General features: G+C 54.3%; 14 protein-coding genes. 8 read left to right on the top strand and 6 right to left on the bottom strand.

All coding sequences use genetic code 11. The annotated features are described in order from the left end of the window. Positions 1-2: 2 nt before the first annotated feature. Together ACETPC_RS12300 and sbcD are read right to left on the bottom strand one after the other, a co-directional pair. Positions 3-3,674, bottom strand: a complete 3,672-nt coding sequence (locus tag ACETPC_RS12300; protein WP_380181796.1) for an SbcC/MukB-like Walker B domain-containing protein — start codon at positions 3,672-3,674, stop codon at positions 3-5. Continuing rightward, positions 3,671-4,888 carry an exonuclease subunit SbcD gene (sbcD, locus tag ACETPC_RS12295; protein WP_380181794.1) on the bottom strand — a complete coding sequence of 406 codons (1,218 nt, stop codon included), beginning with the start codon at positions 4,886-4,888 and terminating at the stop codon, positions 3,671-3,673. Before sbcD ends, ACETPC_RS12300 begins: the two co-directional genes overlap by 4 nt. Positions 4,889-5,086: 198 nt before the next feature. Here sbcD and phoB point away from each other — a divergent pair, with 198 nt between their 5' ends. Genes phoB through ACETPC_RS12280 form a run of 3 tightly spaced genes read left to right on the top strand, consistent with a single transcriptional unit; the run spans position 5,087 to position 8,054 of the window. After that, complete coding sequence (gene phoB / locus ACETPC_RS12290) at positions 5,087-5,776, top strand: phosphate response regulator transcription factor PhoB (RefSeq protein WP_336143300.1); 690 nt, start codon at positions 5,087-5,089, stop codon at positions 5,774-5,776. Between the two features lie 23 nt (positions 5,777-5,799). Next, entirely contained in the window at positions 5,800-7,113 is a 1,314-nt protein-coding gene (phoR, locus tag ACETPC_RS12285; RefSeq protein ID WP_380181791.1) for a phosphate regulon sensor histidine kinase PhoR, read from the top strand. A gap of 17 nt (positions 7,114-7,130) precedes the next feature. After that, positions 7,131-8,054: a PstS family phosphate ABC transporter substrate-binding protein gene (locus ACETPC_RS12280; protein ID WP_380181789.1), complete on the top strand. Its 924-nt coding sequence runs from the start codon at positions 7,131-7,133 to the stop codon at positions 8,052-8,054. On the opposite strand, the gene ACETPC_RS12275 is transcribed toward ACETPC_RS12280, so the two are convergent. Beyond that, positions 7,997-8,305 carry a hypothetical protein gene (locus ACETPC_RS12275; RefSeq protein WP_380181787.1) on the bottom strand — a complete coding sequence of 103 codons (309 nt, stop codon included), beginning with the start codon at positions 8,303-8,305 and terminating at the stop codon, positions 7,997-7,999. The genes ACETPC_RS12280 and ACETPC_RS12275 overlap by 58 nt on opposite strands. A 461-nt stretch (positions 8,306-8,766) precedes the next feature. On the opposite strand from ACETPC_RS12275, the gene ACETPC_RS12270 reads away from it, so the two are divergent. The 4 genes from ACETPC_RS12270 to ACETPC_RS12255 all read left to right on the top strand — a co-directional run bounded on the left by ACETPC_RS12270 (position 8,767) and on the right by ACETPC_RS12255 (position 13,693). Further along, positions 8,767-9,870 carry a cobalamin-independent methionine synthase II family protein gene (locus tag ACETPC_RS12270; RefSeq protein WP_380181785.1) on the top strand — a complete coding sequence of 368 codons (1,104 nt, stop codon included), beginning with the start codon at positions 8,767-8,769 and terminating at the stop codon, positions 9,868-9,870. Positions 9,871-10,263: 393 nt separating this feature from the next. Then, positions 10,264-11,586: a branched-chain amino acid transporter carrier protein BrnQ gene (gene brnQ / locus ACETPC_RS12265; protein WP_380181784.1), complete on the top strand. Its 1,323-nt coding sequence runs from the start codon at positions 10,264-10,266 to the stop codon at positions 11,584-11,586. 60 nt (positions 11,587-11,646) lie between these two features. After that, complete coding sequence (proY, locus tag ACETPC_RS12260; RefSeq protein ID WP_380181782.1) at positions 11,647-13,005, top strand: proline-specific permease ProY; 1,359 nt, start codon at positions 11,647-11,649, stop codon at positions 13,003-13,005. A 178-nt stretch (positions 13,006-13,183) separates the two neighbouring features. Beyond that, positions 13,184-13,693 (top strand): Hsp20 family protein, encoded by a 510-nt coding sequence (locus tag ACETPC_RS12255; protein ID WP_380182218.1) that lies wholly within the window; start codon positions 13,184-13,186, stop codon positions 13,691-13,693. A gap of 136 nt (positions 13,694-13,829) precedes the next feature. On the opposite strand, the gene ACETPC_RS12250 is transcribed toward ACETPC_RS12255, so the two are convergent. Beyond that, the gene (locus ACETPC_RS12250; protein WP_380181780.1) at positions 13,830-14,408 is read right to left on the bottom strand and encodes an Ail/Lom family outer membrane beta-barrel protein; all 579 of its coding nucleotides are present in this window, start codon (positions 14,406-14,408) and stop codon (positions 13,830-13,832) included. A gap of 691 nt (positions 14,409-15,099) precedes the next feature. Here ACETPC_RS12250 and ACETPC_RS12245 point away from each other — a divergent pair. Next, positions 15,100-15,474, top strand: a complete 375-nt coding sequence (locus ACETPC_RS12245) for a SymE family type I addiction module toxin (protein ID WP_380181778.1) — start codon at positions 15,100-15,102, stop codon at positions 15,472-15,474. 54 nt (positions 15,475-15,528) lie between these two features. Here the strand turns inward: ACETPC_RS12245 and ACETPC_RS12240 are convergent, their stop codons facing one another. Together ACETPC_RS12240 and ACETPC_RS12235 are read right to left on the bottom strand one after the other, a co-directional pair. Next, positions 15,529-15,924 carry a DUF6911 family protein gene (locus ACETPC_RS12240; RefSeq protein ID WP_380181776.1) on the bottom strand — a complete coding sequence of 132 codons (396 nt, stop codon included), beginning with the start codon at positions 15,922-15,924 and terminating at the stop codon, positions 15,529-15,531. Then, positions 15,921-17,021 (bottom strand): VENN motif pre-toxin domain-containing protein (locus ACETPC_RS12235; protein ID WP_380181774.1); only part of this gene is annotated, 1,101 nt, incomplete at its 5' end. The genes ACETPC_RS12240 and ACETPC_RS12235, both read right to left, overlap by 4 nt.

The raw sequence follows: 17,021 nt of genomic DNA, 5'->3' as shown, positions 1-17,021 counted from the left end.
CTTTATGCCGCAGGCGTTTCCAGCCTGCTGTAGCCCAGCCCGTTGATTTTCCGCACCTTGATTTGCACCGGAATACGCTCTTTCATCGCCTCCACGTGGCTGATGACGCCGATGGTTTTGCCGCTGGCATTAAGCGCATCCAGCGCGTCCAGCGCGCCGTCCAGGGTGGCGGCGTCCAGCGTGCCGAAGCCTTCGTCCAGGAACAGCGATTCAATACGCGTTTTATGGCTGACCAGATCGGAGAGCGCCAGCGCCAGCGCCAGGCTCACCAGGAAACTTTCGCCGCCGGAAAGAGTACGCGTATCGCGCAGCGCGTCCGCCTGCCAGGTATCCACCACCTGCAGCTCCAGCGCCTCCTGCGATTTGCGCTGTAGCAGATAGCGGCCGTGCAGGCGGTTCAGCTGGTTGTTAGCCAGCCAGACGAGGTGGTCGAGCGTCAGGCCCTGAGCGAATTTGCGGAACTTGTCGCCTTCCTTTGAACCAATCAGCTGGTTGAGATAGCTCCAGTCTTCCAGCTGTCGCGCCTCCTGCTCAATGGTTGCCAGCAGGTTTTTTTGCTGCTCGCGGCGGGCTGCATCGCTGCTTAGCTGCTGCCTTGCCTCGCCCTGGCGACGAGCGTTTTCTCTTAGCTGCTGCGAGAGGTTCTCGACGGCAGCATGCAGCGCCTGCACATCTTCCGGCAGATCGTGCGGCTGCTCCGGCAGCGCCGCCAGCGTTTTTTCCGCCTGGGCAAGCAGAATGGTAGCCTGCTGGCGCCGCTGCTCGTGGTTTTTTTGCAGCGTCAGTAACTGCTGGCGCTGGGCTTCATCCAGCAGCGCTTCGCGGAAAGCTGTTTCGCTGTCGAAGGCGCTCGCCGCCAGCGCTTCACTAAACGCCTGCTCTGCCTGCTCCAGCCGCAGTGTCAGCGCGTGCAGCTGCTCAGCCAGCGAATTATGCTGTCCGGTCAGAGTATTGGCCTGGTTTTGCCGCTGCTGCCACTGTTGCTGCAGCTGCTGACAGTGGTCGGCATGCTGTTGCGATAGCTTACGCAGTTGCTGCTGCACTTCGCCCACTACTTTGTCGCCAAACAGCTGTTGCCGCTGTTCGCGCAGCGCCTCCAGTTCCTGCTTTTCTGCTTTGCTGCGCTGCTCGCGCTGCGCCAGCTGCGTTTGTTCGCGCGCGATTTCTTCCTGTAGCGCCTGTTGCTGTGCGGCCAGCGCGGTCAGCTGTGAAGCCAGCTCTGCCAGCGTTTGCGCTACTTCGTTCCAGCTTTCCCACTCTTTTTGCCGTGCCTGTAGCCAGCTTTCACTCTCCTGCGCTGAAGGCGGTGTCAGCTCCAGCTCGGCCAGCGAGGCGCGCAGCGCTTCCTGCTGCTGTTGCGCCTCTTGCTGCTGCTGCCTTAGCGCCTGCTCCTGTTCCTGCAACGCCTGGACTGAAGTAAGTAGTTGCTGACCAGTAAGCTGCTGCCGTTGCTGGATTTCACTCAGCTCTTTTTGCAGCTGCTGTAGCTGCTCCTTTTGCTGTTGCAGCTGGCGTGCGCTTTGCTGTAGCGCCAGCAGCTGCGCCTGAAGAGCGCTCTCCTGACGATCCTGTTCCGCCAGCCAGTCGGCAGTCTGTTGCAGGTCATCGGGAGAGTAGTGCAGCCCCAGAGCTTGCGCGGCAGTTTGCCACTCTGACCTTAGTCGCGCGGCCTCGCTCTCACTTTCCGCCAGCTCGCGCTGTAGCTTCTCAGCCTGGGCCTGCTGGTTTTTTACCTGTTCGCCTTTAGCCGTGCCGCGATCTTTTAACTGCTCAACTTCTTTTTTTAACGCCGCAAGACGCTGCTGGTTTTCCGAAAGCTCAAGCGCCTGGTAGTCGGCTACGGCGGGATGCTGGCAGGAGCCGCACAGCGGACAGGGCTGTTCCGGCTCAAGGCGAGCGCGATGCTGTTCCAAATCGGCGATGCGCTGCTCCAGTTCGCAGCGCTTTTCCAGATCCTGGAGATGCGCTCGTTTTTCTTTATAGCCGTTGCGCAGGCTTTGCAGCTCATTTTGCGCCTGCTGTAGCTGTTGCTGAAGCGTTTCGCGCTCGTTTTGCCTGCGCTGATTTTGTTGCTTCAGCGCCGGCCACTGCGCGGCAAGCAGGCTCAGGGTTTGCCGCAGCGACCGCTGCTGCGCCAGCGTGGTCAGCGCTGCCTGCAGCGGCTCTTCGGCATTAAGCTCACGCTGGCGCGTTAACGCCGCTTCGGCTTCCGTTACCCGTTTTTGCTGCTCATCAAGCTGCTGCTGCTTAGGTTTTGCCTGCCGTTCTGTTTCGGCAAGGCGCTGCTTTAGCTGCTCAACGGCCTGCTGCTGTTGCTGCGTTTTTTGATGCAGCGCGGTCAAAGCCTGTTCGCTTTGCTGCCGCTGCCGGAAGAGGGCACGCCACAGCGGCAGCGATTCGCCCCAGCGAGCATAGTGCGCATGTTGCTGCTGCCAAAGCTGCTGAGTCTGTTGCTGGGCGGTTTTTTCTTTAAGCTGGCTGGCCGCCTGATTTAACACTGCATGACGCTGCCCCAGAAAAAGTTGGTAATCGCTCACTTCCTTTTCAAGTTGCTTATTCTGCTGTGTCAGTGAAACAATACGGTTGTCGAGCGGCAGCACCTGTTCGGCAATCAGCGTCTCCTGCTGCTGCTTTTCTGCTTCATGCTGCTGGCGGACCGTTTCCGCATTTTTTAGCTCACGGCCCAGTTCCTCCAGCTGCTGCTGAGCCTGTTGCCGCTGCTGGCCGATTAGCTGATGCTGTTCCGCAAGCTGTTGCCTGTCCTGAAGATGCTGATTACGCAACAGCCATTGTGGGCGCAGTTTCTCCGCTGGTTCGGATTGCTGCAACCGATTCAACTGCGGCTGTACTTCTTGCCATGCCGCTTCCGCCTGCTGTTGTTCTGTGGCGGCCGCTTCTTTTGCCTGTTGTGCTGCCTGGTATTGCTGCTGCCATTGCTGCAACTGCTGCTGTCGTTGCAACTGCGAAGTGAGTGCCTGCTCCTCTGTCAGCAGCTGTTCTGACAGCAAGGTAAGCTGTTGAACCTGCTCACTATCCAGCAGTGACATGCCGCTGGCCTGCGCGCGTAGATTCTCCAGTGCGGCACGTGCGTTTTTATGCCGCTCAAAAACGCTGGCGGAAAGCCGACCATAGATTTCCGTGCCGGTCAGCTCTTCCAGTAGCTCGGCGCGGCTGTTGGCGTCCGCATTCAAAAAGGCGGCGAACTGGCCCTGCGAAAGCATCATCGATTTGGTAAAGCGCTCGAAGTCCAGCCCGGTCAGCTCGGTAAGCATCTCCAGCTTGTCTTTGACCTTGTCGGCGACGATTTTATTGTTATCGCAGCGGGCCAGCTCGACGCGCGGCGCTTGTAGGTTGCCATCCACCGCGCCGCGCGCGCGGTTCTGGCTCCAGAATGCTCGCCAGGCGACGCCTTTCACTTCAAACTCGACTTCGGCCAGACATTCTGAGGTGTCGCGCGTCATCAGATCGTTCTGCGACTGTGACAGTTTCCCCAGCCGCGAGGTTTCGTGATAAAGCGCCAGACAGATAGCATCCAGCAGCGTGGTTTTGCCCGCGCCGGTCGGGCCGGTGATAGCAAACAGGCCGTTGCTGGCAAAAGGCTCGGCGGTGAAATCGATTTTCCATTCGCCTTTCAGCGAGTTGAGGTTTTTAAACCTTAGCGTCAGGATTTTCATGACGGCTCCTCGTTAATTTCCGCCAGCGTTTGTTTAAACAGCAGCGTGGCGCGCGCAAGGCGCTCCGGCTCTTCTTCTTCGCCCGCCAGGCGACGCTGGAAGACTTCTTCCACGCTCAGCTCGCTCAGGGTTTCATTATTTTGCCGATTAATAATATTCTCGCGCTGTTCGCGGCTGCGGCGCAGCAGTACCACCTCTACCGGCAGGTTTTCCGTGATTTCCTGGATGCGGCGCTGCAAATCGTTCAGCCAGGTTTGCGTAACGATTTCAATATCCAGCCAGACTTTCTGGCCCGCTTCCGGCGGCTCAATGGCGTTTAGCGCGGTTTCTATCTCTTCCAGTGAGCCTTTGATCATGCGCATCGGCTGAAACAGCGGCACCGTCAACGGCGTTACTGCGCTCAGCTTGCCGTCGGCGAAATCTACCCTAAACACGCTTTTTTCACGGCCCAGCTCGTCAAAGCTGAGGGGGATCGGCGAGCCGCTATAGCGAATGTAATCTGTGTCGGCGATACGCTGCGCGCGATGGATATGGCCCAGCGCGATATAATCCGCTGGCGGGAATGCCTGAGCGGGGAAAGCGTCCAGCGTGCCGATATAGATATCGCGCACGGCATCGCTTTTAGTGACGCCCATGGTGGTCAGGTGGCCGGTAGCGATAATCGGCAGCGGCTGGCCCAGCTCGTCGCGCATTTTTTCCGCCGCCGTATAGCTACGCTGATAATGGTGAGTGATAGCTTCCAACAGCGTTTGCTGCTTTTCCCGGCCTGACTGGCCCGCTTTACTAAGAGTAATATCGCGCGGCCGTAAAAAAGGAATGGCGCACAGCACCGCGCCGGGCTGGCCGTCCCGACGATTTAGCAGCAGCACCTGATCGGCTGGATCTTCGCTGGCGGCGGCGATAACGCGCGTGTTCAGGCAGGCAAGCAGCTCGCGGGATTCGTTTAGCATGGCGACTGAATCATGATTGCCTGCCAGAATAATTAGCTGGCAGCCGGTCTGGTGCAGCTGCACGATAAAACGGTTGTACAGCTCGCGCGCGTAGCTGGGCGGCGAGCCGGTGTCGAATACGTCGCCAGCCACGATCACCGCATCGATCTGCTGCTGCTCAACCTGCGCCACCAGCCACGCCAGAAAGGCTTCATGCTCCGGCGCGCGGCTTTTGGTATAGAAAAACTGGCCCAAATGCCAGTCGGCGGTGTGAATAAGGCGCATAGCATCCCTTCGGTATCAGGTAAGCGAAACGGTGATTATAAACCCCTGGCTAAAAAACCCCAGCAATGCATTTCCATCCCGCTGAAAGTGTTATAAAACTGATAAATAGCGGGCGCTTTTTTCATAAAAGTGTCATAAATCTGACGCATAATGACGCCGCATATCCAGTGACATTCCGTCACAAACGCAGGAGCAATAATGGCTAAGCGCATTCTGGTGGTCGAAGATGAAGCCCCAATCCGTGAGATGTTGTGTTTTGTTCTGGAGCAAAATGACTATCAGCCGATAGAAGCGGAAGATTATGACAGCGCCATTAATTTGCTGATTGAACCTTGGCCCGATCTGATCCTGCTGGACTGGATGCTGCCCGGCGGCACCGGCATTCAGTTTATCCGCCATCTTAAGCGCGAAGCGATGACCCGCGATATTCCGGTAATGATGCTGACTGCGCGCGGCGAAGAAGAAGATCGCGTGCGCGGCCTGGAAGTAGGCGCTGATGACTACATTATTAAGCCGTTTTCTCCCAAGGAGCTGGTGGCGCGAATCAAAGCGGTAATGCGCCGTATTTCGCCGATGGCGGTGGAAGAGGTGATTGAAATCCAGGGCCTGAGCCTGGATCCTTCGTCGCATCGCGTGATGTCTGAAACGCAGCCGCTGGAGATGGGGCCAACAGAGTATAAGCTACTGCACTTCTTTATGACGCATCCCGAGCGCGTCTATAGCCGCGAGCAGTTGCTTAATCATGTCTGGGGCACTAACGTGTACGTGGAAGATCGAACTGTGGACGTGCATATTCGCCGTCTGCGTAAGGCACTTGAACTGACCGGGCACGATCGTATGGTGCAGACAGTTCGCGGAACAGGCTACCGTTTCTCTGCGCGTTACTGATTGTCCCTACTGGAGTTTTCATCGTGCTGGAACGCCTCTCCTGGAAGAGATTGCTGCTTGAGCTGCTGCTCGCCTGCCTGCCAGCGCTGATTATCGGCCTGCTGACCGGCTGGCTGCCCTGGCTGCTGCTGCTCGCCGTGCTGGCCGTGCTGGGCTGGCATTTCACTAATCTGCTTCGCCTCTCTCACTGGCTGTGGATCGACCGCAGCATCACGCCGCCGACCGGGCGCGGCAGTTGGGAACCGCTGTTTTACGGCCTTTATCAGATGCAGGCGCGCAACCGCCGTCGCCGCCGTGAGCTGGGCCATCTGATTAAACGTTTTCGTAGCGGCGCGGAATCTCTGCCGGATGCGGTGGTATTGACTACGGAAGAGGGCACGATTTTTTGGTGTAACGGTCTGGCGCAGCAGCTGCTGGGGCTGCGCTGGCCAGAAGATAACGGACAAAATATTCTTAATTTACTGCGTTACCCGGAATTTACGCTTTATCTGCGCCAGCGCGACTTTACGCGGCCTCTGACGCTGGTGCTGAACAGCCATCGTCATCTTGAGTTCCGCGTGATGCCCTATAGTGAAGGCCAGTGGCTGCTGGTGGCGCGGGATGTTACGCAGATGCATCAGCTTGAAGGCGCACGCCGTAACTTTTTCGCTAACGTCAGCCATGAACTGCGCACGCCACTTACCGTGCTGCAAGGCTATCTGGAAATGATGAGCGATGCGGTGCTGGAAGGCCCGGCGCGCGACAAGGCGCTGCATACCATGCAGGAACAGACGCGGCGGATGGATGCGCTGGTGAAGCAGCTGCTAACGCTGTCGAGGATTGAAGCCGCGCCGGTGCTCAACTTACAGGACAAGGTTGACGTGCCGCTGATGCTGCGGCTGCTGCAGCGCGAGGCGGAGACGCTGAGCCAGGGAAGGCATGAGATCCATTTCTCTGCCGATCCGCAGCTGCGAGTGTTCGGCGACGACGAGCAGTTGCGTAGCGCTATCTCTAACCTGGTTTACAACGCTGTCAACCATACGCCGGAAGGCACGCGTATTGATATTAGCTGGCAGAAAACGGCTCAGGGCGCTCAGTTTAAAGTACGTGATAACGGGCCTGGCATCGCAGCCGAACATATTCCACGTTTGACCGAGCGTTTCTATCGCGTTGATAAAGCGCGCTCCCGACAAACCGGCGGCAGCGGGTTGGGGCTGGCTATCGTTAAGCACGCGCTCAGCCATCATAACGCGCGGCTGGAAATCAGCAGCCTGCCGGGAAAAGAAACCTGTTTCAGCTTCTCGCTGCCGACAAGGTTGATCGTTAGCGACGAACTGGCCCAGAATGCGGTTCACTGAGCAGGCGGACAAGAATAATGAAGAAGTGGTTTTTTGCGCTGATGCTGCTGAGCGCGACGGCAGCGAAGGCAAACGAAGGCATGCTGGCGGGCAATCTGAACAGCGTCGGGTCGGATACGCTGGGCACCTTAATGACACTGTGGGGCGAGAGCTTTAACCGGCACTATCCGGGCGTAAATGTGCAGATCCAGGCTGCCGGTTCTTCGACTGCGCCTACCGCACTGGCGGCTGGTGCCGCACAGCTGGGTGCAATGAGCCGTCCAATGCAGGCGGTGGAGCGTCAGCTGTTCGAAAACCGCTACGGCTATGCGCCGCTGGCCGTGCCGGTAGCGATGGATGCGCTGGTGGTAGTGGTGAATCAGGATAATCCCATCAGGGGCGTTGATGCCCGACAGCTCGACGCTATTTTTTCCGTTACCCGCCGCTGCGGCGCAACGTTTACCGTAGATCACTGGGGCGATCTCCAGCTGAATCAGGGCGACTGGGCGCGGCGGCCGCTGCAACGCTTTGGCCGTAATTCCGCTTCCGGCACCTGGGGATTCTTTCGGCAGCAGGCGCTGTGCAACGGCGATTTTCGTAATGACGTAGGCGAGTATCCCGGTTCCGCTGCGGTGATCCAGGCCGTGGCTGGCACGCTAAACGGCATCGGCTACGCCAGTATGGGCGCGCATATGACCGGCGTGAAAACGCTGCCGGTTTCCCGTGATGGCGTAAACTGGATTACGCCTTCGGTAGAGAATATTCGCAGCGGCCGCTATCCCTATGCCCGACCGCTTTATATTTATGTAAACAGGGCGCCCGGCCAGCCGCTGGAGCCGCTGACCAAAGCTTTTTTACAGCAGGCGCTGTCACCGCAGGGGCAAAAGCTGGTGACGCAGGCGGGCTATCTGCCGCTCTCGGACGCACAGTTGCAAAAGGCCAGGTCGATGGTAGACAGGTAAGACGGGCATTTTTTTTCAAGGTTAAGCCAGGCGCGCCACCAGTCGGCGCGATGATATTTTGCGACGAGTCTCGCATTAATAGCATTTCGTAGTGCAATCTCAACGGTGTTTAGCAGCGGCATCATAGCTTCGGCAAGCTGTAGGTTACAGGCATAATCCAGGGCAGCGAGCGCCGTATTGCCGCCGCGAGCCGCGCTATAGCGTCCCAAACGCGCGCCGGAAAAATGCTTCTCAAGAATGTTCCAGTCCATTAGATATCGATCCTTTTAATTTTCGCAGGGTGTTGATATAGTAGCCAGGCAGCCTTGGGCTCGCGTCCTCTCCCGGCTTTCATACCGGTGATGACACCAGGTTAGCTCTGGCCCTGTTTTTCAGGGCCGACCTCTTCAGATAAGCCCGCCATCCGGCGGGCTTATTGTTTTTATCGCGTCGCCATCCCGCCGTAAACCGGCGTGGTTATTATTGCGATAAGCCTTCAGAAATTTATTCAGCTGTTCTCTCTGATGCGGTTATCCCGCACGATCCTGGCTGCATCTATCTACAACTTGAATTTTTTTCATGTGCCATGAAATTTCCTCGTTTGCCGTTGAATCTTTCTCATGACATTCTTGCATTCAGCCATTTAGACATCCAGATGTCTCAGGATAACCAACAGTAACTATTTCAGTGCAAAATTATGCGTCGGACAGGCGCAGGCCAGGAGTGACCAAACATGCAAAGAGATTCAGCCCAGTATCGCGCCGAAGTGGTCGGCAGTTTTCTGCGTCCTGCCGCCATCAAGCAGGCCCGTGAACAGTTTCAGGCCGGTGAAATCGATGCTGCCGCACTGCGCCAGATTGAAGATAAAGAGATCCGCAACGTCGTAGAGCAGCAGCGTGCCAGCGGCCTGAAAGTCGTTACCGACGGCGAATTCCGCCGCGCCTGGTGGCATTTTGACTTTTTCGACGGCCTGGAAGGCGTGGAGCGTTACGAAGCGGAGCAGGGCATTCAGTTTAACGGCGTGCAGACCAAAGCCCGCGGTGTAAAAGTGACCGGTAAGCTGGGCTTCGGCAATCATCCAATGCTGGAAGACTTCCGCTTTCTGAAAAGCATCAGCGGCGACGCCGTACCGAAAATGACTATCCCAAGCCCAAGCGTGCTGCACTTCCGCGGTGGCCGTAAGGTGATTGACGCTAACGTCTATCCCGATCTGAAAGAGTATTTCAACGATCTGGCGCTCACTTACCGTGATGCCATCAAAGGGTTTTACGATGCGGGCTGCCGCTATCTGCAGCTGGATGATACCGTCTGGGCCTATCTTTGCTCAGAAGATCAGAAGCGCCAGATCCGCGAGCGCGGCGATGACCCGCAAGAGCTGGCGAACATCTATGCTCAGGTGCTGAATAAAGCGCTGGAAGGCAAGCCGGAAGATATGATCGTTGGCCTGCATGTTTGCCGTGGCAACTTCCGCTCTACCTGGATTTCCGAAGGCGGCTATGAGCCGGTGGCGGAAATTCTGTTCGGCACCGTTAATATTGACGCTTTCTTCCTGGAATATGACAACGAGCGTTCCGGCGGCTTTGAGCCACTGCGCTTTATCAAGCCCGGCAAGCAGCAGGTTGTGCTGGGCCTGGTTACTACCAAAACCGGCGAGCTGGAAGATCCGGAAACAGTGAAAAAGCGTATTGCGGAAGCGGCGCAGTTTGTTAGCCTGGAGCAGATCTGCCTTAGCCCGCAGTGCGGTTTCGCCTCGACGGAAGAGGGCAACAGCCTGACGGAAGAGCAGCAGTGGGCCAAGCTGCGCCTGGTTGTCGATATCGCTAACCAGGTCTGGTAACACAGGCAACTTATGCAAAAGGCGCGTATTTACGCGCCTTTTGTGCGTTCAGCGCCTGTTTTGTGCAGAAAATAACGCCGCGAAGCGCAAAAAAAATACAAATCATGTAATGCATCCTGGCTATAAACTGAAGCGATTGCCTGGTTAAGGCGCTTTTTACGCTATATCGCTCTGCTTTCTCGATCCCGTATTGCCTTTCTCCCCTATAAACGTTTTACTTACCGCCGTTTTTACTTTATTTCCCGGTTAAAAAGATCATAAACAGCGCAATCGCGTCGGTAACCCCGCTCTGCAGATTTCCGCAGCAGCGAAAGGGCAGAGGCTGAAGGCGTGCCGGGAAACAGAGCCAACATCACGGTTTTATCACCACCAGTACAGGCAAATCCGCTTCTTATGACAAATCGTTTAACATCTAAAGACATCCTCGCGCTGGGCTTTATGACTTTTGCCCTGTTCGTTGGTGCCGGTAATATTATTTTCCCGCCGATGGTGGGTATTCAGTCTGGGGAACACGTTTGGGTCGCGGCGCTCGGTTTTCTGCTGACCGCTGTTGGACTTCCGGTTATCACCGTTATCGCGCTGGCGCGCGTCGGCGGCGGTATTGACGCGCTCAGCTCGCCAATCGGCAAAGCGGCCGGTATCGTGCTGGCAACCGTCTGCTATCTGGCCGTTGGCCCGCTGTTCGCCACACCGCGTACCGCTACCGTCTCTTTTGAAGTGGGCATCGCCCCGTTGACCGGCGACGGCGCGCTGCCGCTGCTGGTTTACAGCCTGGTCTATTTCGCGCTGGTGATCGGTATTTCCCTTTATCCGGGCAAGCTGCTGGATACCGTCGGGCATATCCTGGCACCGCTGAAAATCGTCGCGCTGGCCGTGCTGGGCATTGCCGCGCTGATTTGGCCTGCGGGCGGCCTTGCGCCAGCAACGGAATCCTATCAGCATGCTGCCTTCTCCAGCGGTTTTATCAACGGCTATCTCACCATGGATACGCTGGGCGCGCTGGTGTTCGGTATTGTTATCGTCAACGCGGCTCGCTCTCGCGGCGTTAGCGAGTCCCGTTTGCTGACTCGTTACACCATTATCGCGGGCCTGATCGCCGGTGTTGGTTTGACGCTGGTTTACCTGGCTCTGTTTAAACTGGGTTCGGACAGCGCTTCTATCGTCGATCAGAACGCCAACGGCGCGGCTATCCTGCATGCTTATGTTCAGCATACCTTTGGCAGTCTGGGCAGCCTGTTCCTGGCCGCGCTGATTTTCGTCGCCTGTATGGTGACGGCGGTTGGCCTGACCTGCGCCTGTGCTGAATTCTTTCAGCAGTATCTGCCGCTGAGCTATCGCCAGCTGGTATTTATTCTGGGCCTGTTCTCAATGCTGGTTTCCAACCTGGGCCTGAGCCAGCTGATCCAGTTCTCTATCCCGGTACTGACGGCGATTTATCCGCCTTGTATCGCGCTGATCCTGCTGAGCTTTACGCTGCGCTGGTGGAACAAGAGCACCCGCATTATCGCGCCGACCATGCTGGTCAGCCTGATTTTCGGTGTTATCGACGGCATTAAAACCACCGCCTATAAAGACGCGCTGCCAGCCTTTACCGCCAATCTGCCGCTCGCCGAGCAGGGCCTGGCCTGGCTGCCGCCTTCGCTGGCGATACTGGTTGTAGCGGTAATCTGCGATCGCGTAATGGGGCGCGCGCAGGTGAATGCGCACCAGCAGTAAAAATATGATACCTTCTCCTGCCCGTTCTCCGGCAGGAGAAGATGACAGAGTCTAAGCAGAATGAAAGAAAAAAATACGCTCAAAAAGGGACTGAGTACCCGTCACATCCGCTTTATGGCGCTTGGTTCGGCCATTGGCACCGGCCTGTTCTACGGTTCGGCAGACGCCATCAAAATGGCCGGGCCGAGCGTGATCCTCGCCTATATTATCGGCGGCGCTATCGCCTATATCATTATGCGCGCGCTGGGCGAGATGTCGGTCAACAACCCGCAGGCCAGCTCGTTTTCCCGCTATGCCCAGGATTATCTTGGCCCGCTGGCTGGTTATATCACCGGCTGGACCTACTGTTTTGAAATCCTGATTGTGGCGATTGCCGACGTAACCGCGTTCGGCATCTATATGGGCGTCTGGTTCCCGGACGTGCCGCACTGGATCTGGGTGCTAAGCGTGGTGCTGATTATCGGCGCAATTAATATGGCGACGGTAAAAGTCTTTGGCGAGGTCGAGTTCTGGCTGTCGCTGTTTAAGGTTGCCACCATTATTATCATGATTGTGGCAGGCATCGGCATCATCTTCTGGGGCATTGGCAACGGCGGTCAGCCTACCGGCATCAGTAACCTGTGGACCAATGGCGGCTTTTTCGCGCATGGCGTGATTGGGATGGTGCTGTCGCTGCAAATCGTTATGTTTGCCTATGGCGGCATTGAGATTATCGGTATTACCGCAGGTGAGGCGAAAGATCCGGCTGCCTCTATTCCCCGCGCGATTAACACAGTGCCGCTGCGTATTCTGGTGTTCTATGTGGGTACGCTGTTTGTCATTATGTCGATTTACCCGTGGAACCAGGTTGGCACTAACGGCAGTCCTTTTGTGCTGACCTTCCAGCATATGGGCATTGCGGCAGCGGCGGCTATTCTGAACTTTGTGGTAATTACCGCTTCGCTTTCGGCGATTAACAGCGATGTGTTTGGTGTTGGCCGTATGCTGCACGGCATGGCAGAGCAGGGTCATGCACCTAAAATGTTCGCTACCGTATCGCGCCGTGGCATACCGTGGATTACCGTGCTGGTGATGATGATAGCGATGCTGATCGCGGTCTATCTGAACTACTTAATGCCGGAAAAAGTCTTCCTGGTGATCGCCTCGCTGGCAACCTTCGCTACCGTTTGGGTATGGATTATGATCCTGTTTGCCCAGGTCGGCTTCCGCCGCACTCTGACGCCGGAGCAGAAAAAAGAGCTGCAGTTCGCTATGCCTGGCGGCGTCTTCACCGCTATCGTGGGTATTCTGGCGCTGTTCTTTATCATCGGCCTGATCGGCTACTTCCCGGATACCCGCGTATCGCTTTACGTTGGTCTGGGCTGGATAGCGCTGCTGCTGCTGAGCTGGCAGCTGGTGAAAAAGCGGCTGAAAGCCTGATAAGAAATGGCCGGATTTTCCGGCCTTTTTTATGCGTGCAGGCCAGGCGTACATAAAGAAAAAAAATTATTTTTGCCGCTTGAAAAGCGCGCGGGCATCCCTATTTAGAAAACAGGCAGGCGGCGAACCTGCCCGTGATGAGCTTTTGAATAGCAACTGTATTCAGGAGGTTATGATGATGACCGTTCGCAATTTTTCTTTAATTCCTTCCCTGACCGATGCGCTGTTTTCCGATCGCTTTAACCGCATCGACCGTCTGTTCAGCCAGCTAACCGGCGACGCGCCCGTGACGGCTACGCCCGCATATGATATTCGTCGCCTGGATAAAGATCGCTATGCGTTGGCGGTGAGCGTGCCCGGCTGGAAAGAGAGCGAGCTTTCTATTGAAACGGCAGGCGGCGAGCTGACGATTTCCGGCAAAAGAGAAGGGCAGAGCGAAAGCGAAAATCAGGAAACGGGCTGGCTGCATCGCGGTATCAGCCGTGCCGATTTCCGCCTGAGCTATACCGTACCGGAACATGTAAAAGTCACCGGCGCGAAGCTGGAAGATGGCATTCTTGCTGTCGATCTTTACCAGGAGATCCCCGAGAGCGAGAAACCTCGCCGGATACCTATCAGCCATAGTCAGAAAGCGATTGAAAACAGCCAGCCTGATAAGGCGCAGGTAATTGAGCATCAGCCTGCGTAAATTTACCTGAGATGCAAAAGGCCGCCTTTTTAAGACTGGCGGCCTTTTATTAACAAGGCAGTTAGGGATGCTATATTACAATTATATAATGCCGGATATTTTACCCGGCATTATATTCTATACTCTAGCTTGGCTGTTAAAAGCTATAACCTACACCGATATTAAAACCGTTTATAGAGTAATCTCTGCCACTAACATCCAGACGTGAGCCTTCATAGCCAATATCGAATGCCAGGTAATCCGTTGGGTTTATTTGTACGCCTGCTCCGTACATTAATGCGGATTTTTTCTGATTTCCTGTCTCTTTACCCATATAAACATAGTCGCGATTACCTTCATAGTTGTACCAATGAGTTCTGTAATCGATTTTGTTATAATTTATTCCGAGCAGACCATAAACACTGACATATTGATTAATTCGATACGCTGGGCCTACGGAAAAAGAGTAGTATTTTACTTTTGTTTCATTTTTGATGATATCGCGTGTAGCCATATAATCAATACCGCCTTTACCCGTCATATAGGTAAAAGACCCGATAACGCTAATGGGAGAATCCCATTCATAGCGGTATTTGACATTTACACCGTTGATATTCTTAAAGTCCTGCACCTTGCTTTGGGCATAGCCAATGCTGATGGTGTTTTTTTCGGCATGGGAGAGGGCGCTGAATGCCAGCCCGGATAAGATGAGGGTGGCCACTACTAATTTTTTCATAACAATCATCCTTAATTTAAATGGTCTTTCCTGAGTGACATCTTTAAGTAACTTACCGGATAAATACGCTCTGGTTATTACATTGCTGCCCACAGGAAGGGGTATAATACCATCCGTGAGATAATTGCTGTTTATAAAGTATTTATTTGGTGATCTGGATCAAAAGATATTTTATTAATGGAAAGAGTAACTTAATTTATTAATGATAATTTTTTATAAGATGTTTTCGGTTTTGTAATTCGCCATACCGTACTCACTATTTTTTAAATTCAATTGGTTACGTAAACAGCATTGTTTTGCGGTGGGGCAGGGCATAGCGTAGAGTTTGCCGCCTGCGGCTTCTGCTACAGGCGCGGCTGGCGAGTAACGTTCGCCGAAAAAACTTTATCGCGCCGATAGCCACATACGCTTTTAGCTTCGCTTTATGGATTGGGATTTCCTTGCTTTTATGCCGCTTTCCAGAAAGTGTTCCTGTCCAGGTAACAGATCATGGAAGTAAAAAAGAGAGTTCCGTTCTATGGAGCCAGATCGCATTTTTAGCAGGCGTTTTCAATGAGTTTGCATAAGATAGGGTGTATATTTAGACAGGTTAAAGCAAGAGAAGCACGACAGGAAAATGATTTTAGCGCGGCGGTAAAGGGGTGCAACCCGATATCGCCGCTGACCACAACTAACTGTTAAGGAGTTAATTATGGCTAAGACACATCATAAGCCAGAGGTTGCCACACCCACAACCCGTTATTACACCGTAGGTTATGTCAGCGACGCGAAGTATCAGCCAATACCGTCCGTCACATTGAAGGGGCACTGGCTGGAAGAGGCAGGCTTTGGCACAGGGACGCCGGTTAACGTACGGGTAATGCAGGACTGCCTGATTATTACCCGGCAGGAGCCGCAGCCGGAACCGCCCGCCGAACCCGAAGTGGTGACCACGCTGAAGCGGGCCTGTAAGAAACTATCGGCCCGTAAGCAGCGCGAGATTGCGGCGTTTATTGAACTGGTTGCCACCCCGCAGAAGCGGCCACGCAAGATCCCGGATGGAGCCGTGGAGTGGCGGCCGATTTGAGGTACTTGATTGTTGCAGAATAAGAACCTCAGCCGGTTGGCCGAGGTTTTTATTCTAGTTGAGAACATCTGTTGATACGTTACCCGTATCGAAGAATTCTTTGAATATTCTGGTAACATGGTCAAAATCTTTTGTAAGTTGACGCTTAGGCCAGTAATTACCAAGGATGATAATATTCTCTTTGGACGATGAGGTGTCATCCCATATAGATCTGACATCACCTCCAGACTCGTCATATTCCAGTAAAGTAACTAAATAAAAACCATTTTCACCTTCAACACTAAGTCTTTCTGGGCCAAACTCTGAAGGATCTATAATTCTGATGTATACGCCACCACTGCTACTTTCCAATCTTTCCAGAAAAAAAAGTACATCAGACCACGTAGGTGACTTGATTTTTACATACTTTTCACCAGAGCATAAGCGAGAGAGCTCATATTCTATTGTCATTTTCCAGATCCTCTATTTTCAATTTTTTTCATTCCTTGCTGCCAAAATAGAACGTTACCTGTTGATTCTTCATAAATTGTCAGAGATTTAAGCCCGGATTTTTCTGCCATAGCTCTTACATCAGTTAGACAATAATTACACACTTCTTTTCCTATAACGCTCATTGACATTTCGCGCCCTTGAGTCATACCTTTATCATAGGCTTGTTGAATAACCCCAACTTCAGCATGTGCGGTTCCCATATTGCCGTTAGGTAGGTTTTTGCCTGGGCGTTTATCAATCTTAGCCTGTACAACTTCGTTAATTAAGGTTGGTTTATTAAAGTCTGCTAACTGTGAAGGCCGTGCTCCCTGATTGGTATCAGTGAATTTAGCGCCATTGACATTGCCTTTTGCTACCACCTTAAGATTAGCATCAACAATTTTACTGAGCTGTTTCGCCGCTGCTGCACCAAGTACCGGAGTGACCGAAGCGACAAAGATATCGGCTCCTTGCTTCAACTCGGCATAATCTTTCGCTGTGGCGTAATCAACCCCTTCCGTGGTCATAAAGAAGTTGATCATTGCGTCTTGAATTTGCCGCTGATTCTGCGCATCAACACTGGTGATATTCAGCAGGTTTACTATCTGGCCGTAAGCATCAGCATACATATCGCTGACTTTATTATTGTACTGCCCGGTCTCGTATTCTCCTCTGGCAGCGATAACTTCCAGCCTTGCACCAGCGCAGGCCGCGCTCGCGGCATTACCGTTTCCACAGGCTTCGATAACCTTCTGGTCACGGCTGATGCTCTTCTCACGAAAATCGTTTATCTGCTGCTGTGCCTGCTCGCGCTCTGTCGGGTCCTTACTGTTCTGAAGCGTCTGTTTCGCTTTCTCCAGTTCGGTCTTTTCACGGACATACAAATAATTATTCTCAACCGCATTCTTCCCGGCCTGAGCACCCGCTACAGCATTCGCCGTGCTGTCCCCGGTGACGCCGCCCGCAAGTCCCGCCGCCAGCGTGCCCAGCGCGGTGATAGTCTGCTTCTCGGTTTCCGTCAGCTCGCTGACCGCTTTGCCCGGATACAGCTCCTTCATCACCAGCTGCGCCATCAG

Origin of the sequence: Pantoea sp. sgz302252, assembly GCF_042610525.1 — a bacterium.
Taxonomy (GTDB): domain Bacteria; phylum Pseudomonadota; class Gammaproteobacteria; order Enterobacterales; family Enterobacteriaceae; genus Erwinia.
The sequence above is the reverse complement of the archived record's forward strand: the minus strand, read 5'-3'. Positions and strand labels throughout refer to the sequence as shown.

What these genes read in the sequence shown, in the direction of transcription:
- ACETPC_RS12250 (WP_380181780.1), bottom strand. Translation starts at nt 14,408, where the DNA reads ATGAAAAAATTAGTAGTGGCCACCCTCATCTTATCCGGGCTGGCATTC.
- ACETPC_RS12240 (WP_380181776.1), bottom strand. Translation starts at nt 15,924, where the DNA reads ATGACAATAGAATATGAGCTCTCTCGCTTATGCTCTGGTGAAAAGTAT.
- proY (WP_380181782.1), top strand. Translation starts at nt 11,647, where the DNA reads ATGAAAGAAAAAAATACGCTCAAAAAGGGACTGAGTACCCGTCACATC.
- ACETPC_RS12245 (WP_380181778.1), top strand. Translation starts at nt 15,100, where the DNA reads ATGGCTAAGACACATCATAAGCCAGAGGTTGCCACACCCACAACCCGT.
- ACETPC_RS12300 (WP_380181796.1), bottom strand. Translation starts at nt 3,674, where the DNA reads ATGAAAATCCTGACGCTAAGGTTTAAAAACCTCAACTCGCTGAAAGGC.
- ACETPC_RS12280 (WP_380181789.1), top strand. Translation starts at nt 7,131, where the DNA reads ATGAAGAAGTGGTTTTTTGCGCTGATGCTGCTGAGCGCGACGGCAGCG.
- sbcD (WP_380181794.1), bottom strand. Translation starts at nt 4,888, where the DNA reads ATGCGCCTTATTCACACCGCCGACTGGCATTTGGGCCAGTTTTTCTAT.
- ACETPC_RS12270 (WP_380181785.1), top strand. Translation starts at nt 8,767, where the DNA reads ATGCAAAGAGATTCAGCCCAGTATCGCGCCGAAGTGGTCGGCAGTTTT.
- ACETPC_RS12255 (WP_380182218.1), top strand. Translation starts at nt 13,184, where the DNA reads ATGACCGTTCGCAATTTTTCTTTAATTCCTTCCCTGACCGATGCGCTG.
- brnQ (WP_380181784.1), top strand. Translation starts at nt 10,264, where the DNA reads ATGACAAATCGTTTAACATCTAAAGACATCCTCGCGCTGGGCTTTATG.
- ACETPC_RS12275 (WP_380181787.1), bottom strand. Translation starts at nt 8,305, where the DNA reads ATGGACTGGAACATTCTTGAGAAGCATTTTTCCGGCGCGCGTTTGGGA.
- phoB (WP_336143300.1), top strand. Translation starts at nt 5,087, where the DNA reads ATGGCTAAGCGCATTCTGGTGGTCGAAGATGAAGCCCCAATCCGTGAG.